The organism is Devosia sp. UYZn731 (assembly GCF_040546795.1).
GTDB lineage: Bacteria > Pseudomonadota > Alphaproteobacteria > Rhizobiales > Devosiaceae > Devosia.
In genome coordinates this window covers 172,890-196,383 of record NZ_JBEPOL010000001.1, presented here as the reverse complement: position 1 = coordinate 196,383, position 23,494 = coordinate 172,890, and the positions used below count along the sequence as shown (strand labels likewise).

The following is a 23,494-nucleotide window of genomic DNA, read 5'->3' as shown; positions in this document are numbered from 1 at the left end:
CATGCGCACCATCAAGGGGCCAGCAATCTTTTTGGCCCAGTTCGCCGGCGACGCGGCGCCATTCAATTCCTTCGACGCCATCTGCGGTTGGGCCGCCAATTATGGCTACAAGGGCGTGCAGATCCCCACCTGGGTCGGCAGCCTGATCGACCTGGAAAAGGCCGCAACCTCCAAAACCTATGCCGACGAACTGAGCGGCACCGCCAAGAAGCACGGGCTGGAAATTACCGAGCTATCGACCCATTTGCAGGGCCAGCTCGTCGCCGCGCACCCGGTCTATGACAGCATGCTCGACGGCTTTGCACCAGCATCGGTCCATGGCAATCCCAAGGCCCGCCAGGAATGGGCGGTGCAGCAGTTGATGTGGGCCGCCAAGGCCTCCAAGAACCTCGGCCTGACCGAACACGCGACCTTCTCGGGCGCATTGGCCTGGCCGTTTCTCTATCCGTTCCCCCAGCGCCCCGCTGGCCTCGTCGAAGAAGCCTTCGATGAACTGGCCCGCCGCTGGACGCCGATCCTCAATGCGTTCGACGAGAATGGCGTGGACGTTGGCTACGAACTGCATCCCGGTGAAGACCTGTTCGATGGCGTCACCTTCGAGATGTTCCTCGATCGCGTGAAGAACCACCCGCGCGCCAACATCCTGTACGATCCCAGCCACATGGTGCTGCAGCAGCTCGATTATCTCGATTTCATCGACATTTATCACGAGCGTATCAAGCTGTTCCACGTCAAGGATGCCGAGTTCAATCCGACAGGCCGTCAGGGCGTCTATTCGGGCTATCAGAGCTGGATCAACCGGGCAGGGCGATTCCGTTCGCTCGGCGACGGCCAGGTCGATTTCGCCTCGATCTTCTCCAAGATGGCGCAATATGACTTCGCTGGCTGGGCCGTGCTCGAATGGGAATGCGCCATCAAGCACCCCGAAGATGGCGCGCGCGAAGGCGCCGAGTTCATCAAGAACCACATCATCCACGTCACCGAACATGCATTCGACGATTTCGCCTCGTCGGGCACCGATATGGCGGCGAACCGCAAGATTCTCGGGCTCTGAGGGGAACAAAAATGGCTGAAAACGGCGCAAGGCGCATTCGTCTGGGCATGGTCGGCGGCGGCACGGGGGCTTTTATCGGCTACGTGCATCGCGTCGCCTCCCGCATCGATGGAGACTACGATCTAGTGGCGGGCGCGCTCTCGTCGCGTCCCGACGTGGCCAAGGAATCGGGCCGCAATATCGGGCTGGCCGAAGATCGTATCTATACCAGCTACGAGGAGATGGCCCGCGCGGAGGCGGCCCGTCCCGATGGCATCGAGGCGGTTTCGATCGTCACGCCGAACCATATGCATTTCGGCCCGGCCAAGGCCTTCCTCGAAGCCGGCATCCATGTGATCTGTGACAAGCCGATCACCTCCACGCTGGAAGACGCCCGCGCTCTGGCCGATATCAAGCCGAAGAACGGTGCCAAGTTTCTGCTGACCCACAACTATACCGGCTATCCGCTGATCCGGCAGGCGCGCCAGCTGGTGGAATCGGGTGCATTGGGCACCATCCGCGTCGTCCAGGCCGAATATCCGCAGGATTGGCTCACCGAGGCCGCCGCGGACGACAACAAGCAGGCGTCCTGGCGCACCGATCCCGCCCGCTCGGGCGCCGGCGGCGCCATCGGCGATATCGGCACCCACGCCTATAACCTGCTGCGCTTCGTAACCGGCCTCAAGACTGAGGCAGTCTCGGCCGATTTAACCAGCTTCGTCCCCGGCCGCCAGCTCGACGACAACGTCCATATCATGCTGCGCTTCCAGGGCGGCGCCAAGGGCATGCTCTGGGCCAGCCAGGTGGCCGTTGGCTGCGAGAATGGCCTGCAATTGCGCGTCTATGGCGACAAGGGCGGGCTCGAATGGCGCCAGGATAACCCGAACTACATGTGGTTCACCGAATTCGGCAAGCCCAAGCAGTTGCTGACCCGTGGGGGCGCCATCTCCGGTAATGCCGCTTCGACCATGAACGTGCGCGTCCCCTCCGGCCACCCCGAAGGGTATCTGGAAGCCTTCGCCACGCTCTATAGCCAGTTCGCCGAAGTCATCCGCGGCAACGGCGCGCCCTATGACGGCCTGCTTCCGACCCTGGCCGATGGCGTCGAAGGCATGGAATTCATCGTGGCCTCGGTGCAGTCCAGCAAAGCCGATGGCAAGTGGACCAAGCTCAGCGAGGTTTGAGCTCTGGCCCGAATAAACGCGGGCGTCGCAGCAATGCGGCGCCTTATTATTGCAACCGCTTTACGCTGAAGCCCGACTTTTCCAGCAAGTCGACCACGCTGCCATCGCCCATCAGGTGGCCGGCGCCGACAACGATCAGGTCTTGCTCGTTCTTCGCCAGCATGGTGTCGATCTTTTCTACCCAATTTTTGTTGCGGTCGAAGATCAGCCGCTGGGTGAAGGCGTCATAACCGGCGAGATCGTCGAAGAAGGCCTCAGCCATTTTGTCCGGCGTGCCGTCTGACCAGGCCGTGACCATGTCATTCAGTTGAGAAGGTAATTCGTCGAGCTTGTTGATTGTATCTACGAGCATGTCGACCTGCTCCTCTTGGGACGCGCCAGCCAGGAAATCGAGTTGTTCGTCGGCCGTTTCGAAATAGGCCTGCCGCTCAGCAGGCAGTTCGCGCTGCAGCACGATATCGACGCCGCTATTAGGGTCATAACCCACACTGGCGATCACGGCCGTGGTGATCATCGTGGTGGCAAGCCAGGGTTTCATCGACTGGATGTACCCGATCGGCAGCTTCCATTTCGTAATCGTGGCCCGCAGCGCGGCAACGTCGGCCTCGTCGAGCTGGCTCGACAGGGTGGTACCCAGCGGGTTGAGCCCCTTGGCCATGGCTGAAGTCAGGATGGTCGCCTGCATTGCACTGCCGACATCAGTCTCGAAATAGACCCGGTCCGCATTGGCCAGCGTCTGATCGAAAACGTCAGTCCGCCACGCGACTTCCGGCGGCAGCAGATGGATCGATCCGAACAGCCATATTTTGCTATCGCCGTCGCTGACTTCCCACAGGGCAGGGGCCGCATTGGCCGGAACGGCGGCAGCGAGCAGGGCAGTTGCGACGGCGAGAACGCGGATGGACAGGGTCATGGTGAAAATCCGGTTGGTTGACCGCACTTTGACAGATCACCGTGGGCCGCCAAACCAAAAAGCCGCGAGGCGGCTACAGCCAATGCGCCACGCTGCCCCAGATCAGCGTCAGTCCGGACGCCAGCAGCAATAATAGAATCATGCGGCGGAAGGCCTGCGCGTTGAGCCGGTGAAACAGCAACACGCCCAGCATGGCGGGAAGCGCCAGCGCCGGCGCGATGATCGCGAACATGTGGAGCGCCTCGCCGGTGATGGAGCCGGTGAACGCGTAGATGGTCAGCGTCGTCGTGTGCATGGCGATGTTGAACGCTTGCAGCACGCCGCGCTGCGTTTCCTTGCTCCAGCCTCGCAGATTGGTCCACAACGTCGGCACGGGGCCGGATATGCCGCCAATGCCGCCCAGGAGCCCACCGCCAAAGCCGGCCATTGCGTCGGCGACACGCCCACCGCGCTCCCATTTATAATCGTGCGGCAGCAGCAGCATGACCGGGCAATAGATCAGCAGGAACGCGCCCAGCCCGAACTTGAACATTTCGGGGTCGAACCACGCCAAAAGCACGACGCCAAACGGCACGCCGATCAAGCCGCCGATGAGCAATGGCAGCAGTTTCCTGAGCTCGAACCCGCGCCAGACGAAGGGCAGGGTGACCAATTGCCCTACTAAGGCGCCGAACACAGACATTGGCGCCGCCAATTGCGGCTCGACCGCCCAGGCCCAAACCGAAAGCGCCACCAGCGAAAATGCAAATCCTGAAACGCCCTGCGCAAAGCCGGCCGCAGCGGCGCCGGCAAGGACGATCAGCAGCGCGGCATCCATCGGCAACACTCCAAAAAATCAAAAGCGCCACAATGGCTTGCGGCGCTTGGGTGATTCTTTTTATAGCGAACGCAGATGACGCTAGTGCGTCCAGGGGGTCTTGCGATCGGAGCGGAAATTGTCCGGATAGCTCACCCGCTTGGGCGTCGCATCATGCGCAGGCTGCACCGAATAGGGGATGCCGTTCTTGTGCGCATAAGCCTCGGCGGCTTCGAGCGTATCGAAAGACAGCTTGATCTGCTGGCGCGTGTCGCTCGAGGTCGTGTAGCCCATCAGCGGATCGATGCCGCGGGCCGAGGCCTGCTCGTGCACCAGGATCCAGTCTTTGGACTTGCCCTTGCCTGACTGCATGGCGTTCGGGGCGGGGCGATAAATGCGGGCAGTCATGCGAGGTCCTCAACAAACCTTGTTGCTGCCTGGATCATGCAGCAGGCACGAAGAAAATGCGATGGTCGGAGTACAAAGATTCGAACTTTGGACCCCTGGTTCCCAAAACCAGTGCTCTACCAGGCTGAGCTACACTCCGAGATCGCCGCATCCCGATACCGTGTCCGATCGCAAAGGGCAAGTGCGTGCACGGTTTTACATGCGCTATTGACGCCGCCGCGCCGCCACCCGAGAAAGCTACCGATGATCGATCTGACAAAACCCTGGCCCCTGGGCCTCAATCGCGACACCTGGCTGCTGTTTTTGCTCGGTTTTGTGGTCGCCCTGCTGCTGGTGTCGCAGTTCGACGTGTGGGCATCGCGCGGTGCAATCGGCTGGCCCGAAGCCTGGCGCGCGCCGTTTTTTGCCATCACCGACTACGGCGTGTCCGATTGGGTACTGATTCCCTCCCTTGCCCTGTTCCTGATTGCCGTCTTTGCCGGCCACTTTCTGCGCGGCCTGAAACGGTTGGCAGCCTATGAGCTCTCGATGCTCGCCGGTTATATATTCGTCGGAGTGGGCCTGCCTGGATTAGTGGCAAACCTCATCAAGCGTGTGATCGGGCGCGGGCGTCCCGACATGTTCGAGCAGTTCGGCGCTTACAGCTTCCGCAATGTGGTCAACGACTGGACTTTCCAGAGCTTCCCCTCAGGCCACGCGACAACGGCCATCGGCATTGCCTTCACTGTCGGCTTCCTGGCGCCGCGGCTGTTCTTCTGGCTGCTGGCGGCGGGCATTTTCGTGGCCATCTCGCGGGTGCCCGTGGGCATGCATTACCCCTCCGACGTGTTCGGAGGGGCCTGCCTGGGCCTGATCGGCGCCTACGCGGTGCGTTATTTTTTCGCCAGGCGCCGCTGGATGTTCAAGTTCCGTCCCGACAACCACATTGTCCCGCGGCCATTATGCGCGATCCGCCGGCTCTATCAGCGGGCGCGCGCATAGCGCTCCAGCGCGGCGGCCAGATCGGCCTTGAGGTCGTCCACGCCCTCCAGCCCGATATGCAGCCGCAGCATATTGCCCTCGCGCGTCCACGGCACGGCCGTGCGCAGCTTGCGCGGATTGGCGGGTATGCAGAGGCTTTCGTAGCCGCCCCAGGAATAGCCCATCGTGAAGATATTGAGATGATCGAGGAAGGCCGCGAGCGCATCGCGCGGCGCAGGCTTCAGCAAGATGCTGAACAGGCTACCGGAACCGGTGAAGTCACGCTTGAAGATCGCGTGGTCGGGATGGCTCGGCAAAGCCGGGTGGAACACCGTGTCCACCTCCTTTTGCCCCTTGAGCCAAGTGGCGATCTCCAGTGCGCGCCGCTCGTGTTCCTTCATGCGGATCGCCAGCGTGCGCAATCCGCGCGCCACCAGATAGGCATCGTCACCGGAGGCAAAGAAGCCCAGTAGCTTGCGGGTCCCCTCGACATCGTCCCAGCACGCCTCCGTCGTGGAAATCGTGCCGGCGAATGCGTCCGAATGCCCGACGAACATCTTGGTGCCGGCATGAATGACGATATCGGCACCCAGCTTCAGCGGCTGGTGAAACAGGGGGCTGGCCCAGCTATTGTCCACGATCAGGCGGACGCCCGCAGCGCGGGTCGCCGCCGAGATAGCCGGCAAGTCGTGCACCTCGAAGGTCACTGAACCCGGGCTTTCAGCCAACACGGCCCTCGTGCGCGGCCCGATCATGGCGGCGATACCTGCGCCGATATGCGGATCGAAATATCGTGTCGTCACCCCCATACGGGCGAGAAAGCCGTCGGCAAAGAGGCGTCCGGGCTCATAGGCGGTATCGGTTATCAGCACCTCGTCGCCCGCCTTGACGCAGCTCAGCAGCGCGATGGTGATTGCTGCCAGCCCCGAAGGCACCAGCTTGGTGCGATAGGCTCCCTCCAGCGCCGTGACAATGGCCTCGACGCCCTCGGTAGTCGGATTGCCCGCCCGGCCATAGAGAAAGCGCTGCTCCTGGGCATCGATGTCGGCGAGCGTTTTGAACAATACCGTCGAGCCGCGATAGACCGGCGTGTTGACGAAACCGAACTGTTCGTCGGGTTCGCGCCCCAGATGAGTGAGGAGCGTTTCCATCGACGGCGTCCGTGAATCGCCCGCGTTTTCATCAGTCATCGCACCAGCCTGCCCAAAATCAAATCACTCTCGGTATAAAGCTCAAAAAAGCGACAGCCTTGCTGTCACAACGGCCTATCGGCCCTTGACGCCCGTATCATTAGCCGCTTCGATGGTTATCAGCATCACAACCGCCGTCAAAGCGGTGGTGCAACCGAGAGCCATCAAACAGCGCTCCGGGATAAAGAAACAAGGTCAGGAACAAAGGCAAGACAATGCAAACAAAGTTTCTCGCGATAGCGGCCGCCGCCGCACTTACCTTCGGCGTTACCGCGGCGCACGCCGATACTCTGGCCGACGTGAAAGCCAAGGGCTACGTGCAATGCGGCGTGACCGGCGGCGTCGCTGGTTTCTCGGCACCAGATGCCAACAATGAATGGGCGGGCCTGGAAGTCGACTTCTGCAAGGCCGTTGCTGCTGCCATTTTCAACGATGCGACAAAGGTTCGTTACACCCCACTGACGTCGCAGGAACGCTTCACCGCGCTGTCTGCCGGCGAAATCGATATCCTGTCGCGCACCACCACCTGGACCATGAGCCGCGATACGCAGCTCGGCATCAAGTTCATCGGCACCATGTACTATGACGGCCAGGGCTTCATGGTCCGCAAGGCCGACGGCATCAAATCGGCGCTGGACCTGTCGGGTGCTGCCATCTGCATCGAATCGGGCACCACCACCGAGCTGAATGCGGCTGACTACTTCGCCACCAACAAGCTCGAATTCAACACCGTCGTGTTCGTCGATCAGGACGAAGTCGTGAAGGCCTATGAAGATGGCCGTTGCGACGTCTACACCACGGACGCGTCGGCATTGGCTGCCGAGCGCTCCAAGTTCGCCGTGCCTGACGACCATATCATCCTGCCTGAAATCATCTCCAAGGAGCCCCTTGGCCCGGTGGTTCGCCAGGGCGACGACACTTGGTTCAACATCAATCGCTGGACCTATTTCGCCCTGCTGCAGGCCGAAGAACTGGGCGTAACCCAGGCCAACGTTGACGAAATGCTCGGTTCCGACAATCCGGAAATCAAGCGCCTGCTCGGCGTTGAAGGCGACTTCGGCACGCCGCTCGGCCTGACCAAGGACTGGGCCTACCAGATCGTCAAGCTCGTCGGTAACTACGGCGAATCGTTCAACCGCAATGTCGGTCCCGATACTCCGATCGGGCTTGCCCGTGGCCTGAACGCCCTCTGGAAAGACGGCGGCCTCCAGTACGCTGCGCCGATCCGGTAATTTGAATTTGCCCGGCGCCATCACTGGCGCCGGGTGCTTCGTTACCGGCCGCGGCCAGTATTTCTGGCCTGAATTTGGAGAGCAGGGGGACCGGCTAACCTATGGCAATGCTTGAATCTGCGCGGCAGGGGCCGCCGTCTACAGCCTTCTATAACGATCCTGTGGTTCGGGGGATTATCTACCAGGTCGTCGTAGCCGCTCTGCTGGTCACATTCGTCACCTGGATCGTCCACAACACTTCGATCAACCTGGCGGCCCAAGGCAAGACTACGGGCTTTGATTTTCTGTGGAAGACTGCGGGCTTCCCGATCGACTTCTCACTGTTCCAATTCACCCGCGAGTCGACCTACTGGCAGGCCTTCCTGGTGGGCATCACCAACACGCTGCTGGTGTCGGTCATCGCGATTTTCTTTGCGACGATTATCGGGTTTGCTCTTGGCATCGCCCGGCTATCGTCCAATTTTCTAATCTCGCGGCTCGCCACTGTCTATGTCGAGACCATTCGCAATATCCCGCTGCTGCTGCAATTGTTCTTCTGGTACTTCGCCGTTCTCAAGGCGATGCCGGCGGTGAAGGACTCCTTTGCGCTGCCACTCGATATGTTCATCAACCAGCGCGGCATATTTGTGCCGCAGCCGCTGCCGAATCCGCAGTTCAATTGGATCTATCTGGCGGTCCTGCTCGGTCTGGTTGGGGCATTCCTCATACAGCGTTGGGCCAAGCGTCGCCTGGCGGCGACCGGCAATCGCTTTCCAGTATTCCTGTCCTCGTTAGCACTGATGGTCGTCGTCGTTTTGGTCGTCTGGTTCGTCAGCGGCGCCGCCGTTGCCTTCGACCCACCGGTGCTGGGAAAGTTCAATTTCAAGGGCGGCCTTGATCTGCCCCCCGAATTCGTAGCGCTGGCTTGGGGGTTGAGCATTTATGCGGCGTCCTTCATCGCCGAAACAGTGCGTGCGGGCATTCTGGCGGTGAGCCACGGCCAAACCGAAGCCGCCCAGTCGCTCGGGCTCAAGGATAGTGACCGGCTGCGCCTCGTCGTCATTCCCCAGGCCATGCGGGTGATCATTCCGCCCCTTACCAGCCAATATCTCAACCTGCTCAAGAATTCCTCGCTTGGCGCCGCCATCGGCTATGGCGAAGTGGTGAACGTGTTTGCCGGCACTGCGCTAGGCCAAAGCGGACGCGCCATCGAGGTGATCGCCATGACCATGGCGTTCTATCTGGTGATCTCGTTGCTGACCTCCGCCATCATGAACTGGTACAACGCCCGCGTGGCGCTGGTCGAACGATAGGAGCGCGCAATTGACCGATATTTCCTTCGTTCGCGGTGAAATGACCGGCGCATCGCCGCCACCGAATCCGACATCTGGGCCGGTGGTCTGGATGCGCAAGAACCTGTTCGCCACGCCCTCCGACACGCTGCTGACCTTTGTGGGCCTGTTGTTCCTCGCCTGGATATTGCCGCCGCTCTATGGCTTTCTGATTGGCCGCGCGGTCCCGCCCGGTGGCACTGTCGAGCAGTGCCGCGTGGAAAATGTCGGCGCCTGCTGGGCCTACATTTCCAGCGAGATCGACTTCTTCATCTATGGCTTTTATCCCTCAGTCGAATACTGGCGTGTCAACATCGTCTTCGCCATGCTGGCGCTGCTGATCATCCCGCTGGCCATGCCAAAGGTGCCTTACAAGCGCATCAATGCCATCTTGTTTATCGTCGTGTTCCCCATCGCCAGCGTCATCCTGCTGAGCGGCGGCGTCTTCGGTCTGCGCTACGTGCCCACCGAGCAGTGGGGCGGGCTGATGGTGACATTGATCATTTCGGTGGTCGGCATCTGCCTGTCGTTGCCCCTCGGCATCATCCTGGCGCTGGGTCGACAATCCAGCATGCCGATCATCAAGTCGATCTGCGTCGCCTTCATCGAACTGATCCGTGCCGTGCCCCTGATCACCATCCTGTTCATGGCCTCCATCATGCTGCCATTGTTTATGCCATCCGGCGTGACCGTGGATAAGTTGTTGCGGGCCTTGGTGGGCGTGACGCTGTTCTCTTCCGCCTATATGGCTGAAGTGGTCCGCGGCGGCATGCAGGCCATCGGCCGCGGCCAATATGAAGCGGCAGCGGCGCTGGGTCTCAGTTACTGGAAGCGGATGGGGTTCATCATCCTGCCCCAGGCGCTGAAACACGTCATTCCTGGCATCGTCAACAGCTTCATCGCGCTCTTCAAAGACACGTCCCTGGTCTATATCGTGGGCATGAAGGACCTGCTGGAGGCGGTGAAGACCAAGAACGACGCCATCGAATGGGCTTCTCCCACTCAGGCCATCACCGGCTACATCTTCGCCGCCGCGGTGTTCTGGATGTTCTGTTTTTCAATGTCGCGCTATTCGCAGTTCATGGAACGGCGACTGAATACCGGCCACAAGAGGTAAATCATGTCCATCGAAACCGAACCCACCGCCGGGCAGCCCGTGACCCGCTCCAAGATGCAGATCTCCAAGACCGACGTGGCGATCGACGTCATCGGTATGAACAAGTGGTATGCCGATTTCCACGTGCTGCGCGACATCGATCTCAAGGTGATGCGCGGCGAGCGCATCGTCATCGCCGGCCCGTCGGGCTCCGGCAAATCGACGTTGATCCGCTGCATCAACCGGCTGGAAGAGCATCAACAGGGCCAGATCATCGTCAACGGCACCGAACTGACCAACGATCTCAAGCGCATCGACGAAGTGCGCCGCGAGGTGGGCATGGTGTTCCAGCACTTCAACCTGTTCCCGCACCTGACTATTTTGCAGAACCTGACTTTGGCCCCGATCTGGGTGCGCGGCATCCCCAAGGCCGAGGCCGAGGCGACTGCCATGCATTATCTGAACCGGGTCAAGATTCCCGAGCAGGCACTAAAATTCCCCGGCCAGCTCTCCGGCGGCCAGCAGCAGCGCGTGGCCATCGCCCGCTCTCTCTGCATGCAGCCCAAGATCATGCTGTTCGACGAGCCCACCTCGGCGCTCGATCCTGAAATGGTCAAGGAAGTGCTGGAGGTGATGATTTCGCTGGCCGAAGAAGGCATGACCATGATCTGCGTGACCCACGAAATGGGTTTCGCGCGCCAGGTCGCAAATCGGGTCATCTTCATGGACCAGGGCCAGATCATCGAGCAGAACGAGCCGGAGCAGTTCTTCTCCAATCCCCAGCATGAGCGCACCAAGCTGTTCCTGAGCCAGATCCTGCACTGACCGGCTCCGCGAAAAGCTGGGGCAATCCGCTTGTTGGCTTGACCGCTTCGGGCCAGGGGCAGATATGCTTCGCGCCATGACAGGGCAGGGCAGGTTTGGGCTGAACACAATGCAGGGGTGGCGAGTTATGCTCGCCGCCCTGTTGCTTGTCGTTCTTGTCTTGCCGGCCTGGGCCCAGACGCTCGACGTGCCGTCACCCAAGATTTCGACCTTGCAAACGGTGCGCGACCGCGGCTTTCTGATCTGCGGCGCGACCAATCCGCTGCCCGGTTTTGCCCAGCAGGATGCGGACGGCAAATGGAGCGGCTTCGACGTCGATTTGTGTCGCGGTATCGCGGCTGCCGTGTTTGGCGACCCCGATAAAATCGAGTTTCGCTCGCTGCGCGGCGAGGCCCGCTTCGCCTGGCTGCAGACTGGCGCCGTCGATGTGCTGACTCGCAACGGCGCCTGGAGCCAACAACGCGACACGCTGTACGGCGCCAATTTCGTGGCCCCCACCTTCTTCGACGGCCAGGCTTTCATGGTGCCGCAGTCGCTGGGCATCGTCTCCGCCTATGAGCTTGATAACGTGAGTGTCTGCGTCATCGACGCCGGCGACGAACTGGATCGCATGGAAGAATTCTTCTTCACTAACCAGGCCACCTATTCGGAGGTGGTCTATGAGGACGCGGCCGATCTCGCCATCGCCTATCGCGCGGGGCTGTGCCAGGCGGTGTCTGCCACCGGACGCCAGCTCCAGGCCATCCGCCGCGGCCTTCCTGAACCCGCGACCAATCGCATCCTGCCCGAGCATATTTCCAAGGAACTGCTCGGCCCGGTGGTGCGTACCGGCGATGACCAGTGGTTCGAAATCGTGCGCTGGACCATCTATACCCTGATCAATGCTGAGGAACTTGGTGTTACCTCGCTGAATATAGACTCGCTGGCAGCGACGAGGACAACTGGAGTTCGTCGCCTGCTTGGCCTCGATGGCGACTTCGGCACGGCGCTCGGTCTGTCGCCCAAGTTCATGAGCAATGTCGTCCGCGCCATCGGGAACTACGCAGAACTTTATGACCGCCATTTCGGCCCGCAGACCGGCGCGGCCCTGCTGCGCGGCCAGAATGCGCTGTGGAGCAATGGCGGGCTGCTCTACGCGCCGCCGATCAACTAGGGGCCGCTCCTGCGGATTCTAATCGGCAAAGAACAGGCTTACACGCCTGTTCTGCTTGCCTTTATTTTCAACCTTGCCAATCGACAGCGCGCCGATTTCGCGCGTGTTGCGCACATGCGTGCCGCCGCAGGGCTGCAGGTCAACGGTCCCGATCCGCACCAACCGAACGCGACCTTGGCCCATCGGTGGCTTGACGTTCATGGTCTTGATGAGGTCCGGATTGGCGGCCATTTCGGCGTCGGTGATCCATTTGATGGTCACCTCATGGGCGTCTGTGACCATGGCGTTGAGCTGGGCTTCGAGTTGGGCCAGGTTCTCGGGTGCCTCCGGCATGTTGAAATCCAGCCGGCCCTTGTCCTCACCAATCGAGCCGCCGGTGACCGCAAAGGGCAGCACCACCGAGAGCAGATGCAGCGCCGTGTGCATGCGCATCAGCTTGTAGCGCCGATCCCAGTCGATCTTGGCCGTGACGAGTTCGCCGATGGCGGGCAGCGCGGAGCCTTCGGCCGGGACGTGCACGATGGCGGTCTTGTCGCCCTCGGGATGGATCGCTGTGGCAATAGCAATGCTCGATCCGTCGGCGCGTAGCAGAGTGCCGCTGTCGCCGGGTTGTCCGCCCGAGGCGGCATAGAAATTGGTATGGTCGAGCACGATGCCGCCGGTGTCGGTCAGGGCGGTCACCGTGGCCGGTGTTTCCTGCTGATAGCTGTCATCGCGAAACAGAAATTGCGTCATGGCGTAAAGGTCTTTCAGAGAACTGGCGACAGCAGCCGCGCCGCCTGGGTGGCAAAGCGCATGCGCATCGGTCGGGTTTTGACTTCGTAAAGATCGACCTGGCGGCAATTCTTGAAGTCATCGAGCAGCATGGTTTCCACCGCGGTGATGGTCTTGGGATCGGTGAACCAGAGGGTGATCTCGAAATTGATGGCGAAGGAGCGGTTGTCGAAATTGGCGCTGCCAACGCTGGTGATGCGATCGTCCATCAGCACCACTTTCTGGTGCAGGAAGCCAGCAGTGTAGCGATAGATGGAGATGCCGTGCTCGACCATGGCGTCGGCATGGGCGATGCTGGCCAGCCAGACAATTTTGTGGTCGGGTTCCTCGGGCAGCATGATGCGCACGTCAACCCCGCGCAATTGTGCCGCGTATAGCGCGGTGCGCACGTCGGTATCGGGCACGAAATAAGGGCTGACGATCCATAGCCGCTCGCGTGCCTGCGAAATCGCATCGGTGAAGGCGATGGCGCATTCCTCGAGCTTGTCGGCCGGCCCGCTGCCCATCACCAGAACCGATTGATCGCCGGGCGTCGGCACCAGGGCAGGCGGTGTCGAGGACAGCAGTTCGCCGGTAGCCCAGGCCCAGTCTTCGCGGAACAGCAGCGCACAGCCCAGCGTGGCGGGCCCAGCCACACGGACATGGGTATCGCGCCAACGGCCGAACTTCTTGTTTTCGCCGAGATATTCGACGCCCACATTATGCCCGCCGACCCATGCCACTTCGCCGTCGACCACCACGATCTTGCGATGATTGCGGTAGTTGATCTGCGTCGGGCCGTAAAAGCGCATGAATTTGTGGCGCTGGTTGAAGCCGGCGACCTTGACGCCGGCATCGCGCAACCGGGTGCGGAACCGCTTGGGCATGCCCGTGCTGCCAACGTCGTCGTAGAGCAGGTAGACCTTGACCCCGGCCAGGGCGCGCTCGATCAAGCGCTCGGCCAATTCTTCTCCGAGCCGGTCATCGCGCACGATGTAGAATTGCACGAACAGGTAGGACTTAGCCTTGCTGATGCCCTCGAAAATTGAGTCGAACGTCGCCTTGCCGTCGATCAGCAACTCGACCTCGTTGCCGCTCAGGAACGGGACCTCGGAGACCTTGGTCTGCACCGGCCAGAGCGCGCCGCTGTCGTGATCAATCAGGGCCAGATCCTTGGCCCGTAGCGGCCGGGCCGAGCGGCCGTTGCGAATCCGGTCCGTGGCGTAGTCGTCAAAGGCCTTCCAGCCGAAGATCAAATACAGAAAGGCCGTCGGAAAGGGCAGCAGCCCCAGCGACAGCAGCCAGGCAATCGAGCCCTGCGAGGTGCGCGAGTTCATGATCTCGCGCACGGCACAGACAAAGGCCAGCAGGTAAACCGCCCCGGTAATGGCGGCGACGATGTGCAGATCCCGGACGATCATGCCCAGAATGTATTCGATGCCAACCACGGGCTCTCATCCAGTTTCGTTGCGCGGCACTGTAGCAGCGATGCAGGCAGGGGCAATGGCCCGCGTCCGCTGGGCCGGTGTGGCTCGCGGATGAAAAGACTGCGGCATGCGGCGAGACGTGCCTCATGGTTTTGGTAGTAAAGCGAGACACGTCTCGCCGCATGCGATGGGGTTTCTGGCTGCTCGAACGTGGCCTCCATTGTTTCAGGAGACGAACGTCGCGCTGGCCCAGGGATCGCGCGACCGCATTCCCCTCCCACCAAACTCCCCACGGCCGTTCGTCGCGAACCCGCAGCCATTGTGGGGATATCGGGGGTGAGGATACGCCGGGTTTTGGGGGTGGGGATAAGGGGGATGAGGGGCAGTAATTCGGGGGGCAAGGGATGCTCACACCGCACTCGGTCTTCCCGCGGGCCTGACCCGCGGGGCACTGTCAGGTCGCGCCGAATTCAGTGGGGTGGCGAGAGGCCCGCGGGTCAAGCCCGCGGGAAGACGGTGGGGACCAGATCGAGGCCAGTCATATGGCGCGGAGTGGCGTTGGTTTCGGCTGGCTCCACTATTGGGGAGAGTTCCCCCCACCCTGGCCCTCCCCTCAAGGGGGAAGTAGCGGCTAATTGGCCTATACCGGCTCCACCACCGATGAAATATCGATGGGCGTGCGACCTTCGAGCCATGTCGGCACCGGCAGGCCCTTGTCGTGCAGGAAGGCTGGGTTGAACAGCTTGGACTGGTAGCGGTTGCCGTAATCACAAAGGATGGTGACGATGGTCTTGCCCGGTCCCAGATCGTTGGCCAGCCGCACAGCGCCGGCGATGTTGATGGCGCTGGAACCGCCCAGGCACAGGCCCTCGTGTTCGAGCAGGTCGAAGACGTAGGGCAGGGCTTCGGTGTCGGAAATCTGGTACGGGCGGTCGATCTTGAGGCCCTTGAGGTTCTCGGTGATGCGGCCCTGGCCGATGCCCTCGGTGATCGAATTGCCCGAGGATTTGAGCTCACCCGTGGTGTAATAGCTGTAGAGCGCGGCGCCTTCGGGGTCGGCGAGACCGATCTGCACGTCCGAATTGCGGGCGCGCAGCGCTTCGGCGACGCCGGCCAGCGTGCCGCCTGAACCCACCGAGCAGATGAAGCCGTCGATCCGTCCGCCCGTCTGCTGCCAGATTTCGGGGCCGGTGGTTTCCACATGCGCGCGCTTGTTGGAGGTATTGTCGAACTGATTGGCCCAGACCGCGCCGTTGGGAAGTTCCTTGTTGAGCTTTTCGGCCAGCCGCTGGGAAATCTTGATGTAGTTGTTCGGGTCCTTATAGGGCTTGGCGGGAACCTCGATCAGCTCGGCGCCGTAAAGGCGCAGCGCGTCCTTTTTCTCCTGGCTCTGGGTTTCGGGGATGACGATCACCGACTTGAAGCCCAGCGAGTTGGCGACCAGGGTCAGCCCGATACCGGTATTGCCGGCCGTGCCCTCGACGATGGTGCCGCCGGGCTTGAGCGCGCCGCTCTTGACCGCATCGTGGATGATGAACAGGGCCGCGCGATCCTTGACCGACTGGCCCGGATTGAGAAACTCCGCCTTGCCCCAGATATCGCTGCCGGTCAGCGTCGACACGCGATTGAGACGAATGAGCGGCGTGTTGCCGATTGCCGAGATGAGGTCTTGGTGCTTGGCCATGATATCTTCGTAGCTTGAGGAACCCAATTGGTAGGCGTGCACCAACGCGCCCACAAGGAATAAGTGCCGATCCCAGCACGGCTTTTCCCCGCCACGCGATTTTGCGCAAGTCCCGCCGCGATTGAGCGCCGCCTTCGCAACGCTATTCCAGCCTAGCTGCCCTTGGCTGCCTGCAGGGCGCGTTCGCGGGAAAGCTTCAGATCGACGATCGGGCGGGGATAGGTGTCGCCCAACGCCACGCCGGCGGCCGCCAGCACTTCGGATGGAGCGGCATAGGGCTGCTGAATCCATTTGTCCGGCAGGCTTGCCAATTCGGGTATCCACTGGCGGACGTAGCGCCCGTCGGCATCGAAGCGCTCGCCCTGCACCACGGGATTGAAGATGCGGAAGTAGGGCGCGGCGTCGAGGCCGGAGCCGGCGACCCACTGCCAGTTGCCCGGATTGTTCGCGCTGTCGGCATCGCAGAGGCAATCCCAGAACCATTGCTCGCCCAGCCGCCAATCGATCAGGAGGTTCTTGGCCAAGAGCGAGGCGGTCAGCATGCGGATACGATTCTGCATGAAGCCGGTGGCCCAGAGCTCGCGCATGCCGGCATCGATGAGTGGGAAACCGGTTTTGCCGCGCTGCCAGGCCTGTAGGTCGGCGGGCGCGTTCCGCCACGGGATATCGGCATATTTGGCCTGCATCGGCACGGTGGCGATATCGTCACGATGATAGAGCTGGTGATAGTTGAAATCGCGCCAGGCGAGTTCGGACAGGAACTTGTTGACGGCATCCGCCGTGCCCGGCTCGCGCTGGGCAAGCGCTTGGGCCGCATGCCAGACCTGTCGCGGGCTAATCTCGCCGAAGCGCAAATGCGGGGAGAGTTTTGAGGTGGCTTCGCGGGCGGGGAAGTCACGACCCTGAGGGTAGTCGTCCAGGCGGTCATCGAGAAAATCGGCCAGGATTTTGTGCGCGCCTGCTTCGCCAAAGTGCCAGTGCGGACCGAGCTTGGAGGCCCATTTGGGCTGCACGTAATCGGCGTCGACCGGCTTCGCTCGAACTGCCGGCTTTGCAACGGGCGTTCGCAGCGGCGTGGCGATGTCGGATGCCTTCAGCGCGTTCCAGAATGGCGCATAGACCGAATAGGGATTGCCGGTCTTGGTCTTGATGGTCCAGGGCTCGGCCAGCACGTTGGCGGCGAAGGATTCGACGGTGACGCCTTCCGACTTTAGGGCGTCCTTGATGACCAAATCGATGGCGATTTCCGCGGGGGCATAGCGGCGGTTCCAGAACACGGCATCGGCGCCGATATCCTCGACCGCAGCCTGAATGGTCTGTCGCGCCTCGCCCTTGCTCACGATGAGGCGCACGCCATGCTCGGCAAGGCGGCGGCTTAAGTTCTGCAGGCTATGATGGAGCCACCAGCGTGCAGCGCCTCCCGGCGAGCGCAGGCCGGAGTCTGTTTCATGGATATAAAGCGCGGTAACATTGTCGCCGTGCTTGAACGCAGCGCTGAGCGCGGGATTGTCGCTGAGCCGCAAATCGTTGCGCAGCCAGACCAGGGCAGTGTTTTGCGGCATCGGAGGTCCCCTCTGGGGACCTATACGCTGCCGCCCGTCCGATGGATCACTCCATCAGTTCGGCAAGCTGCTCCAGGGCGGCATTCCAGGCTTCGATCGAGAAGATGCGCGATTCTGGATCGGCATGGGCCAGGCCGCGCTCGATGATCGTGACGCTGGTGCGTCCGTTGGCGACTTCCTTGAACAGGATATCGAGCACGAAGATCAGCTCCTCGCCGGTCTCTTCGTCCTTATGCACCCAGCTCATCACCAGACGCTGGTTTTCCTCGAAGGTCAGGAATTCGCCGGAAACGATGTGCTCGCCGGGATCCTCTTCATCGCCCTCGGTGACGAACTTGTACTCGCCGCCCTCGAACGGATCGACCTCGGCATAATCGGCCTGCCACTGCTCGATCAGCGCCGGATCGGTCCAGGCGGCAAACACGTCTTCGATATCGGCGTCGATAGTCCGCGTCAGCGTGATCTGGCTTTCGCCATCGGTGTCTACACCATTGCCATTGCTCATGCCGGCTCTACCTTCAGAAATGCGGGCCTGTCGCTCTTGTGCAGCAGGATGGCCAAAGCCAGGATTGCGGGGAGGGGATGGTGTGGCGAGCCTTGCTCCAACCAGAAGGACGAATGGCTCCGCGGGTAGGATTCGAACCTACGACCAATCGGTTAACAGCCGATTGCTCTACCACTGAGCTACCGCGGATCACATTCGTGCGCCGTCTTGCGACAGCGAGGTCCATGTAGCGAACTTGATTTGCTTTGCCAAGCCCTGATTGCAGACGGGGCTGTGGGAATTGTCCTTTATGCGCCCGGCAGGGTGCGCGCACGCCGGCCAAGCCGCACCAGATCGCCCAGGGTATTGAGGTTTTCGAATGGGTTGAACGCCGACAACGCCTGCCAATCCTGCGCCAGGGCGTCGATTTCCCCAAGCAGGGCCTTGAGGCTTTTGGGGGCCGTTCCGGCGCGGACGCGGGCGGGCAGGGTGGCGATGGCCGATAGCTGCCAGAGCGCGTGGGGCGGGTAAAATTCGTCGCCCCACTTCGCGTATACGGCGGCATGCGATTCGAGCGCTGCAGTCAGGACCGCGACGAAGTCGGTAGGAAGGAACGGCGTGTCGACGGCGCTCGAGACGATTAGCCCGTCGGTAATGCCGTGCTCCTGCAGCCAGTCCACCGCGGCCGCGAGACCGGGCAACGGACCGCCCAGAGCGGTATTGAGATCGGGCACCCCGATGGCATTGGCCGGCAGCGCCAGCGATCCATGCCCAGTCGCCACCAGCAGAAGGGGCGCTATGGTGCCCAAGGCCGAAGCCACGCGGTCGATCAGCCGGCGTCCGCCAATCTTGAGTTCGGCCTTGCGCACACCACCCAGGCGTTGCCCCTGGCCACCGGCGATGATGACCGCACGGGGCGGGGTCATTTGCCCATGGCCTCGATGGGTTTTTTGACCCCGTAGCGCAGGATGAGCATAAGCGCGATACCGCCCACCAAACCCCAGAACGGCGCACCGACGCCCAGAATGAGAATGCCGGACGCGGTGGTGACGAAAGTCAGGATCGCCGGCAGCCGGGCTTCCTCCTGCACCAAGGCGCCGGTCAGCGCTGCGGCAAGGCTTGAGAGCAACGCCAAGCCCGCCACCGCCTGAATCAGGATGGGCGGCGCTGCGGCGATGAAGGCGGCTGCGAGATTAGCGCCGGGCGCCAGCAACAGATAGACAACGCCGGCCGAGATCGGCGCAGGCCAGCGCTTGGTGCGGTCGGGATGGGCCTCGGGACCGGCGCAAATGGCGGCCGTGATGGCGGCGAGATTGATGCTGTGGCCACCGAACAGCGCGGTGATGGCGCTGCCGATGCCGGTCATGATGAACAGCGGGGCGGGCTTGAGCACGAAGCCGTTGGCCTGCATCACCGCCAGCCCCGGCAGGTTCTGCGACGCCATGGTGACGATGAACATCGGCAGCCCGATGCGCACGATGGCATCGAGCGTGAAGACCGGCATGACCGGCAAGATGCTGGGCCAACTGCCATCCAGCGCGCCGGGCGCCAGATGTGTGGAGAAGGCCAGGGCGATCCCGGTCACCGCCACGGCGATCGGCACGGCATAGCGCCGCGCGAAACGCAGGCCGATGGCCCAGGCGAACAAGACCGGCAGCGCCAGCATCGGCACCTCGCCGACCGCCTTGATGGGGGCCAGGCACAGGGTCAGCAACATGCCGGCCAGCATGGCATTGGCGATGGGAGCGGGGATCGCCGCCACCAATCGCGCAAAGGGCGTGATCAGCCCGGCCAGTATGATCAGCGCCGCCGCGAAGAGGAATGCGCCGGCCACCGCAGGATAGCCGCCGACCGGCTCGCCCACTGTCAGAAGGAAGGCGGCGCCAGGCGTGGTCCAGGCAAAACTCACCGGCACCCTGGTGCGCCAGCTCACCACGATGTTGAGCAGGCCGATGGCGATGCACACCGAAAACAGCCCGGAGCCAGCCTGGTGGGGCGAAGCGCCCGCCGCGGTCAGCGCCGCCAATACCAGCGTAAAGGTGCTGGCATAGCCCACTACCGCCGCCAGTGCGCCCGCCATGATGGGCTGGGCAAAGTCCTTGCGGGCCATGGGCTGGCCTCTTGTTATGTGTTCGCTCACGTCTCGCGCCTCATTTTGGGTCGAGGCAACCTATGCAAACACGTGCAATCGGTGAAGGGGGAATGCTCGCCGGCAAGCTCTTTGTCATGCGGCGAACGGCAACCGCCGTGGCGGATCTGCGTTCCTTACCCACAACACTCACCCGGAGGTCAAAATGGCTGACGTTACCGACGAGAAAATTCGCGAACTCGCTTACCAGCTTTGGGAACGCGATGGCTCCCCGCAGGGCAAGGATGACGAGTATTGGCATGCGGCGAAGGAACTGCTGGCTGACGAGGGCGACGTGAACCCCAGCGACGACGAATCCATTGTCCCTCCGCTGGTGCCTCTTCCGGGCGCGGGCCTCCGGTAACTTGGACCTGATTGACCGGCGCCCTTGAGGCGCCGGTCAAGCTTTGGGCCGGTCGAGAAATCTCAGACCGGCTCCGACTCTTTCTCCCGCGTTACCCATTTGCCGTTGAGCCATTCGCGCACTGTGATCGAAATCCGGTCCGGAACGATCTCGATGATGTTGTAGGCATTGGCCTCGCCGCGCAAGCGCGTGGAGATGGTGGAAGACGCCTGTGCAATCAGGATCGGCGCGACCGCGGACTTCCGCAAACCGGTGGGTTCGCCCTCCTTGGTCGTGCCCTTGGCCTCGTGCTTGCGCACGTAGGACAGGTGGAAATGGCCCGATAGCACCAACCGCACGCCCAAGCCCGCAAAGGTCTCCAGCGCTTCGTCGGCGCGTTTTACCCGCTTGGTTTTCTGCACCATCGGCTCCGTTGGAAACAGCAGCGGGTGATGGGCGACGATCACCCGGACAGCATCAGGCGATGCCTGCGCAAACCGTTGTTCGAGATGCTCCAGCTGGTCGCGCGAAATCGTGCCGTGGCCCCAGTTCCATTCGAGGCGGGCCCGCCTTGCGGTCCGCATGCCGACAAACACCACCCCATCCATTTCCAGCATGGGCTCGAGGTCCTTGGCGATGTATTTCCGATACAGGCCGTAGGGGTTGAGAAACCGGCGCAGGATATTGACGGCGGGCACATCGTGGTTGCCCGGCACCGCAAATACCGGGGCCTGTAGGGTATCGAGGAACGCCCGCGCCTGGACGAATTCTTCCTTGGTGCCGATCTGGGTGAAATCGCCGCTTGCCACGATAAGGTCGGGCTTTTGCCCTGCGATATCGGCCGCGAGACCTGCCGCCGCCTCGGGATCGTGGTGGCCGAAATGCAGGTCCGAGACATGAATGAGCTTCATGGCGTGGCACCGGTCAGCTCTGGCGCCACGGGCGTGCCAACCTCCACGGGTGTCAGCACCGACAGCGCCAAGGGCCTGATGCGGAACTCCAGCGGGGTATGCATCGTCTCGACCTCGCCGTCGAACATGACCTTGAGCAGCGCTTTATGGCTGCGAATGGTCGCCTTGGTGATGCTTTCCACCCGGAGCGCCTCGTCGTCGCGCCACCGGCCCAGCAGCATGCCGCCAGTCAGACGAACGAGATCGGCGAAGGTGAAGTGCTTGAGCACATAGAGCGTCAAGGTTCCCCGGTCGAGATTTTCGCGGTGGAAGAATTGGCCAAAACCCTCGTTATAGGCATTACTGGCCACGGCGATGGCCTGCACCCGCTCAGCTTTAGCGTCACTCATGTCGGTATCGATCACCACGGCGAGGCGGCGAGTTCGAGCGATCCGTCGCAGAAAATAGCGCAACAAGCCTAGCTTGGCCGCCATCGTCTGGTTGCTGCGGATACGCTCGCGCCCAGCCGCTACGGCTGGAATCAAGCCGATCACGACCTTATGCAGGAACACGCGGCCATTGACCTCGCCGACATCGATGCTTTGCGGCGTTGCGGTCACAAGGCTCTTTACCGCCATGGCGAGATCGAGCGGTACCTTGAGATCCTTGGCCAAGGCATTGACGGTGCCGAGAGGCAGGATGGCGAGGCTCTTGGGACTATCGACCAAAGCGGCGGCAAGGGCGGTAATCGTGCCATCGCCACCAGCAGCCACGACGATGTCGGCTGCGCTCGACACGGCGCGGGCCACGCGGTCGGTCATTGGTTGGCTCGGGTCGGCGTCGATTTCCGCCTGCAGACCGTTCGCCTCAAATATTGCCTGCAACCCGGCCTTGGTAACGCCGGTTGCGTTGGCCGTGCCCGCGTTCGCGTTCAGCACGACATGGTAGCGGTGCTCGCCCATGACTTATTCCTGGTTGTCTTGTCACGGACAACGGCGCGGACGGCGGTTTGGTTCAGGGGGGACGGTCGGCCGAATAAATTGTCTTTGTCGGAAGGCATTGTTGCCGGTCGCCACTAAAAATGTGGGGCATCTCTTCCTATGTTCTGTCCCGTCTAATTATTGAACAAGGATGATGCACATGTTCGCCTCCAGGGGCTTTCGACTGGCCAGCCTGTTTGCAATGCTGGTGATGGCTCTCTCGATGGTATCGGTTGACCAAGCCGAAGCCCGGCGTGGCGGCAGCTTCGGCAGTCGCGGCACGCGCACCTTCCAGACCGCGCCCGCAACGCCCACTTCGCCCAACGTCACCGCCCCGGTGCAGCGCAGCATGACGCCCGGCCAGACGAACGCGTCACCGCGCCCTGGTGCGCAGACGGCGCAGCCGCGCTCGATGTTCGGCGGCTTTGGTGGCTCATTGCTGAGCGGCATCATGCTCGGTGGCCTGTTCGGCCTTTTCCTCGGACACGGTTTTGGCGGCATGGCCGGGCTTTTCGGCCTGCTGGTGCAAGGCGTGCTGATCTTCTTCGTCATTCGCTTCGTGATGGGGATGCTGTCGCGCAACACAAGGCAGCCGGCCGCCGCCGGCGCGGGCATGAATTACGCGAGTGGTTCAGGCGGCTCCGGCCCATCGCCGCTGAGCGGCCTTGGTGGCCAGCGCGGCAGCGGCCCTGCGCGGGCGCCGCGTGGCAATCCCGATGAACTTGGCGTCAAGCCGGGCGATCTCGACCGCTTCGAGGACATGCTGCGCGAAGTCCAGTTTGCCTTCGGGCGCGAGGATTATTCGGCGCTGCGTCAACTGACGACGCCGGAGATGATGTCGTATCTCTCCGAGGAACTGGGCGAAAACGCCTCGCGCGGCCTCAAGAACGAGGTGTCCGAGGTCAAGCTGCTCAAGGGCGACGTTGCCGAGAGCTGGCGCGAAGGCAACCAGGATTACGCGACCGCGGCGATGCACTATACGTCCATCGACGTCACCCGCGATCGCGAGAGCGGACGCGTCGTGGAGGGTGATGCGGAAGTCGCCACCGAAACCACGGAACTGTGGACCTTCGTGCGGACCCGCGGCAGCGAGTGGAAACTGTCGGCTATCCAGCAGGCCTAGCGATCATCGTCGGCGGCTCC

Annotated in this window: 23 protein-coding genes and 2 tRNA genes; 10 read left to right on the top strand and 15 right to left on the bottom strand. The window is 62.1% G+C overall.

Annotated elements, in window-relative coordinates; all coding sequences use genetic code 11:
* Nucleotide 1: 1 nt before the first annotated feature.
* Nucleotides 2-1,054 (top strand): sugar phosphate isomerase/epimerase family protein, encoded by a 1,053-nt coding sequence (locus tag ABIB57_RS00900; protein WP_354037977.1) that lies wholly within the window; start codon nucleotides 2-4, stop codon nucleotides 1,052-1,054.
* Nucleotides 1,055-1,065: 11 nt separating this feature from the next.
* On the top strand, nucleotides 1,066-2,217 hold the full coding sequence (locus tag ABIB57_RS00895; protein ID WP_354037976.1) for a Gfo/Idh/MocA family protein: 1,152 nt from the start codon (nucleotides 1,066-1,068) through the stop codon (nucleotides 2,215-2,217).
* 46 nt (nucleotides 2,218-2,263) lie between these two features.
* Here the strand turns inward: ABIB57_RS00895 and ABIB57_RS00890 are convergent, their stop codons facing one another.
* The 4 genes from ABIB57_RS00890 to ABIB57_RS00875 all read right to left on the bottom strand — a co-directional run bounded on the left by ABIB57_RS00890 (nucleotide 2,264) and on the right by ABIB57_RS00875 (nucleotide 4,473).
* Nucleotides 2,264-3,130, bottom strand: a complete 867-nt coding sequence (locus ABIB57_RS00890; protein WP_354037975.1) for a TraB/GumN family protein — start codon at nucleotides 3,128-3,130, stop codon at nucleotides 2,264-2,266.
* A 73-nt stretch (nucleotides 3,131-3,203) separates the two neighbouring features.
* The gene (locus tag ABIB57_RS00885; protein ID WP_354037974.1) at nucleotides 3,204-3,947 is read right to left on the bottom strand and encodes a sulfite exporter TauE/SafE family protein; all 744 of its coding nucleotides are present in this window, start codon (nucleotides 3,945-3,947) and stop codon (nucleotides 3,204-3,206) included.
* 81 nt (nucleotides 3,948-4,028) lie between these two features.
* The gene (locus tag ABIB57_RS00880; protein WP_354037973.1) at nucleotides 4,029-4,334 is read right to left on the bottom strand and encodes an ETC complex I subunit; all 306 of its coding nucleotides are present in this window, start codon (nucleotides 4,332-4,334) and stop codon (nucleotides 4,029-4,031) included.
* A 62-nt stretch (nucleotides 4,335-4,396) separates the two neighbouring features.
* Nucleotides 4,397-4,473, bottom strand: a tRNA-Pro gene (locus tag ABIB57_RS00875).
* 68 nt (nucleotides 4,474-4,541) lie between these two features.
* Between ABIB57_RS00875 and ABIB57_RS00870 the strand changes: the two genes are divergently transcribed.
* The gene (locus tag ABIB57_RS00870; protein WP_354037972.1) at nucleotides 4,542-5,315 is read left to right on the top strand and encodes a phosphatase PAP2 family protein; all 774 of its coding nucleotides are present in this window, start codon (nucleotides 4,542-4,544) and stop codon (nucleotides 5,313-5,315) included.
* On the opposite strand, the gene metC is transcribed toward ABIB57_RS00870, so the two are convergent.
* The gene (gene metC / locus ABIB57_RS00865) at nucleotides 5,297-6,445 is read right to left on the bottom strand and encodes a cystathionine beta-lyase (RefSeq protein ID WP_354037971.1); all 1,149 of its coding nucleotides are present in this window, start codon (nucleotides 6,443-6,445) and stop codon (nucleotides 5,297-5,299) included. The genes ABIB57_RS00870 and metC overlap by 19 nt on opposite strands.
* 254 nt (nucleotides 6,446-6,699) lie before the next feature.
* Here metC and ABIB57_RS00860 point away from each other — a divergent pair, with 254 nt between their 5' ends.
* The 5 genes from ABIB57_RS00860 to ABIB57_RS00840 all read left to right on the top strand — a co-directional run bounded on the left by ABIB57_RS00860 (nucleotide 6,700) and on the right by ABIB57_RS00840 (nucleotide 12,100).
* Nucleotides 6,700-7,716, top strand: a complete 1,017-nt coding sequence (locus ABIB57_RS00860) for an amino acid ABC transporter substrate-binding protein (protein WP_354037970.1) — start codon at nucleotides 6,700-6,702, stop codon at nucleotides 7,714-7,716.
* A 101-nt stretch (nucleotides 7,717-7,817) separates the two neighbouring features.
* The gene (locus ABIB57_RS00855; RefSeq protein ID WP_354037969.1) at nucleotides 7,818-9,008 is read left to right on the top strand and encodes an amino acid ABC transporter permease; all 1,191 of its coding nucleotides are present in this window, start codon (nucleotides 7,818-7,820) and stop codon (nucleotides 9,006-9,008) included.
* 40 nt (nucleotides 9,009-9,048) lie between these two features.
* Entirely contained in the window at nucleotides 9,049-10,143 is a 1,095-nt protein-coding gene (locus ABIB57_RS00850; protein ID WP_354038730.1) for an amino acid ABC transporter permease, read from the top strand.
* Nucleotides 10,144-10,146: 3 nt separating this feature from the next.
* Nucleotides 10,147-10,947 carry an amino acid ABC transporter ATP-binding protein gene (locus ABIB57_RS00845; protein ID WP_354037968.1) on the top strand — a complete coding sequence of 267 codons (801 nt, stop codon included), beginning with the start codon at nucleotides 10,147-10,149 and terminating at the stop codon, nucleotides 10,945-10,947.
* Nucleotides 10,948-11,074: 127 nt separating this feature from the next.
* Entirely contained in the window at nucleotides 11,075-12,100 is a 1,026-nt protein-coding gene (locus ABIB57_RS00840) for an amino acid ABC transporter substrate-binding protein (RefSeq protein WP_354037967.1), read from the top strand.
* Nucleotides 12,101-12,118: 18 nt separating this feature from the next.
* On the opposite strand, the gene ABIB57_RS00835 is transcribed toward ABIB57_RS00840, so the two are convergent.
* The 8 genes from ABIB57_RS00835 to ABIB57_RS00800 all read right to left on the bottom strand — a co-directional run bounded on the left by ABIB57_RS00835 (nucleotide 12,119) and on the right by ABIB57_RS00800 (nucleotide 20,120).
* Entirely contained in the window at nucleotides 12,119-12,835 is a 717-nt protein-coding gene (locus tag ABIB57_RS00835; protein WP_354037966.1) for an alanyl-tRNA editing protein, read from the bottom strand.
* Nucleotides 12,836-12,849: 14 nt separating this feature from the next.
* Complete coding sequence (gene cls / locus ABIB57_RS00830) at nucleotides 12,850-14,301, bottom strand: cardiolipin synthase (RefSeq protein WP_354037965.1); 1,452 nt, start codon at nucleotides 14,299-14,301, stop codon at nucleotides 12,850-12,852.
* Between the two features lie 619 nt (nucleotides 14,302-14,920).
* Nucleotides 14,921-15,964 (bottom strand): cysteine synthase A, encoded by a 1,044-nt coding sequence (locus ABIB57_RS00825; RefSeq protein ID WP_354037964.1) that lies wholly within the window; start codon nucleotides 15,962-15,964, stop codon nucleotides 14,921-14,923.
* Between the two features lie 152 nt (nucleotides 15,965-16,116).
* Nucleotides 16,117-17,526: a cryptochrome/photolyase family protein gene (locus tag ABIB57_RS00820; protein WP_354037963.1), complete on the bottom strand. Its 1,410-nt coding sequence runs from the start codon at nucleotides 17,524-17,526 to the stop codon at nucleotides 16,117-16,119.
* 46 nt (nucleotides 17,527-17,572) lie between these two features.
* Nucleotides 17,573-18,031: an SRPBCC family protein gene (locus tag ABIB57_RS00815; RefSeq protein ID WP_354037962.1), complete on the bottom strand. Its 459-nt coding sequence runs from the start codon at nucleotides 18,029-18,031 to the stop codon at nucleotides 17,573-17,575.
* A gap of 114 nt (nucleotides 18,032-18,145) precedes the next feature.
* Nucleotides 18,146-18,220, bottom strand: a tRNA-Asn gene (locus ABIB57_RS00810).
* 98 nt (nucleotides 18,221-18,318) lie between these two features.
* On the bottom strand, nucleotides 18,319-18,936 hold the full coding sequence (gene mobA / locus ABIB57_RS00805) for a molybdenum cofactor guanylyltransferase (RefSeq protein WP_354037961.1): 618 nt from the start codon (nucleotides 18,934-18,936) through the stop codon (nucleotides 18,319-18,321).
* A complete protein-coding gene (locus ABIB57_RS00800) occupies nucleotides 18,933-20,120 on the bottom strand; it encodes a benzoate/H(+) symporter BenE family transporter (protein ID WP_354037960.1) in 1,188 nt (395 codons plus the stop codon). The genes mobA and ABIB57_RS00800 overlap by 4 nt, the downstream gene beginning before the upstream one ends.
* A gap of 184 nt (nucleotides 20,121-20,304) precedes the next feature.
* Between ABIB57_RS00800 and ABIB57_RS00795 the strand changes: the two genes are divergently transcribed.
* Nucleotides 20,305-20,502, top strand: a complete 198-nt coding sequence (locus tag ABIB57_RS00795) for a DUF2934 domain-containing protein (protein ID WP_354037959.1) — start codon at nucleotides 20,305-20,307, stop codon at nucleotides 20,500-20,502.
* Between the two features lie 62 nt (nucleotides 20,503-20,564).
* On the opposite strand, the gene ABIB57_RS00790 is transcribed toward ABIB57_RS00795, so the two are convergent.
* A complete protein-coding gene (locus tag ABIB57_RS00790; protein WP_354037958.1) occupies nucleotides 20,565-21,392 on the bottom strand; it encodes a metallophosphoesterase family protein in 828 nt (275 codons plus the stop codon).
* Nucleotides 21,389-22,333 carry a diacylglycerol/lipid kinase family protein gene (locus tag ABIB57_RS00785; RefSeq protein WP_354037957.1) on the bottom strand — a complete coding sequence of 315 codons (945 nt, stop codon included), beginning with the start codon at nucleotides 22,331-22,333 and terminating at the stop codon, nucleotides 21,389-21,391. The genes ABIB57_RS00790 and ABIB57_RS00785 overlap by 4 nt, the downstream gene beginning before the upstream one ends.
* A 178-nt stretch (nucleotides 22,334-22,511) precedes the next feature.
* Here ABIB57_RS00785 and ABIB57_RS00780 point away from each other — a divergent pair, with 178 nt between their 5' ends.
* Nucleotides 22,512-23,474: a Tim44 domain-containing protein gene (locus ABIB57_RS00780; protein WP_354037956.1), complete on the top strand. Its 963-nt coding sequence runs from the start codon at nucleotides 22,512-22,514 to the stop codon at nucleotides 23,472-23,474.
* Nucleotides 23,475-23,494 lie beyond the last annotated feature (20 nt).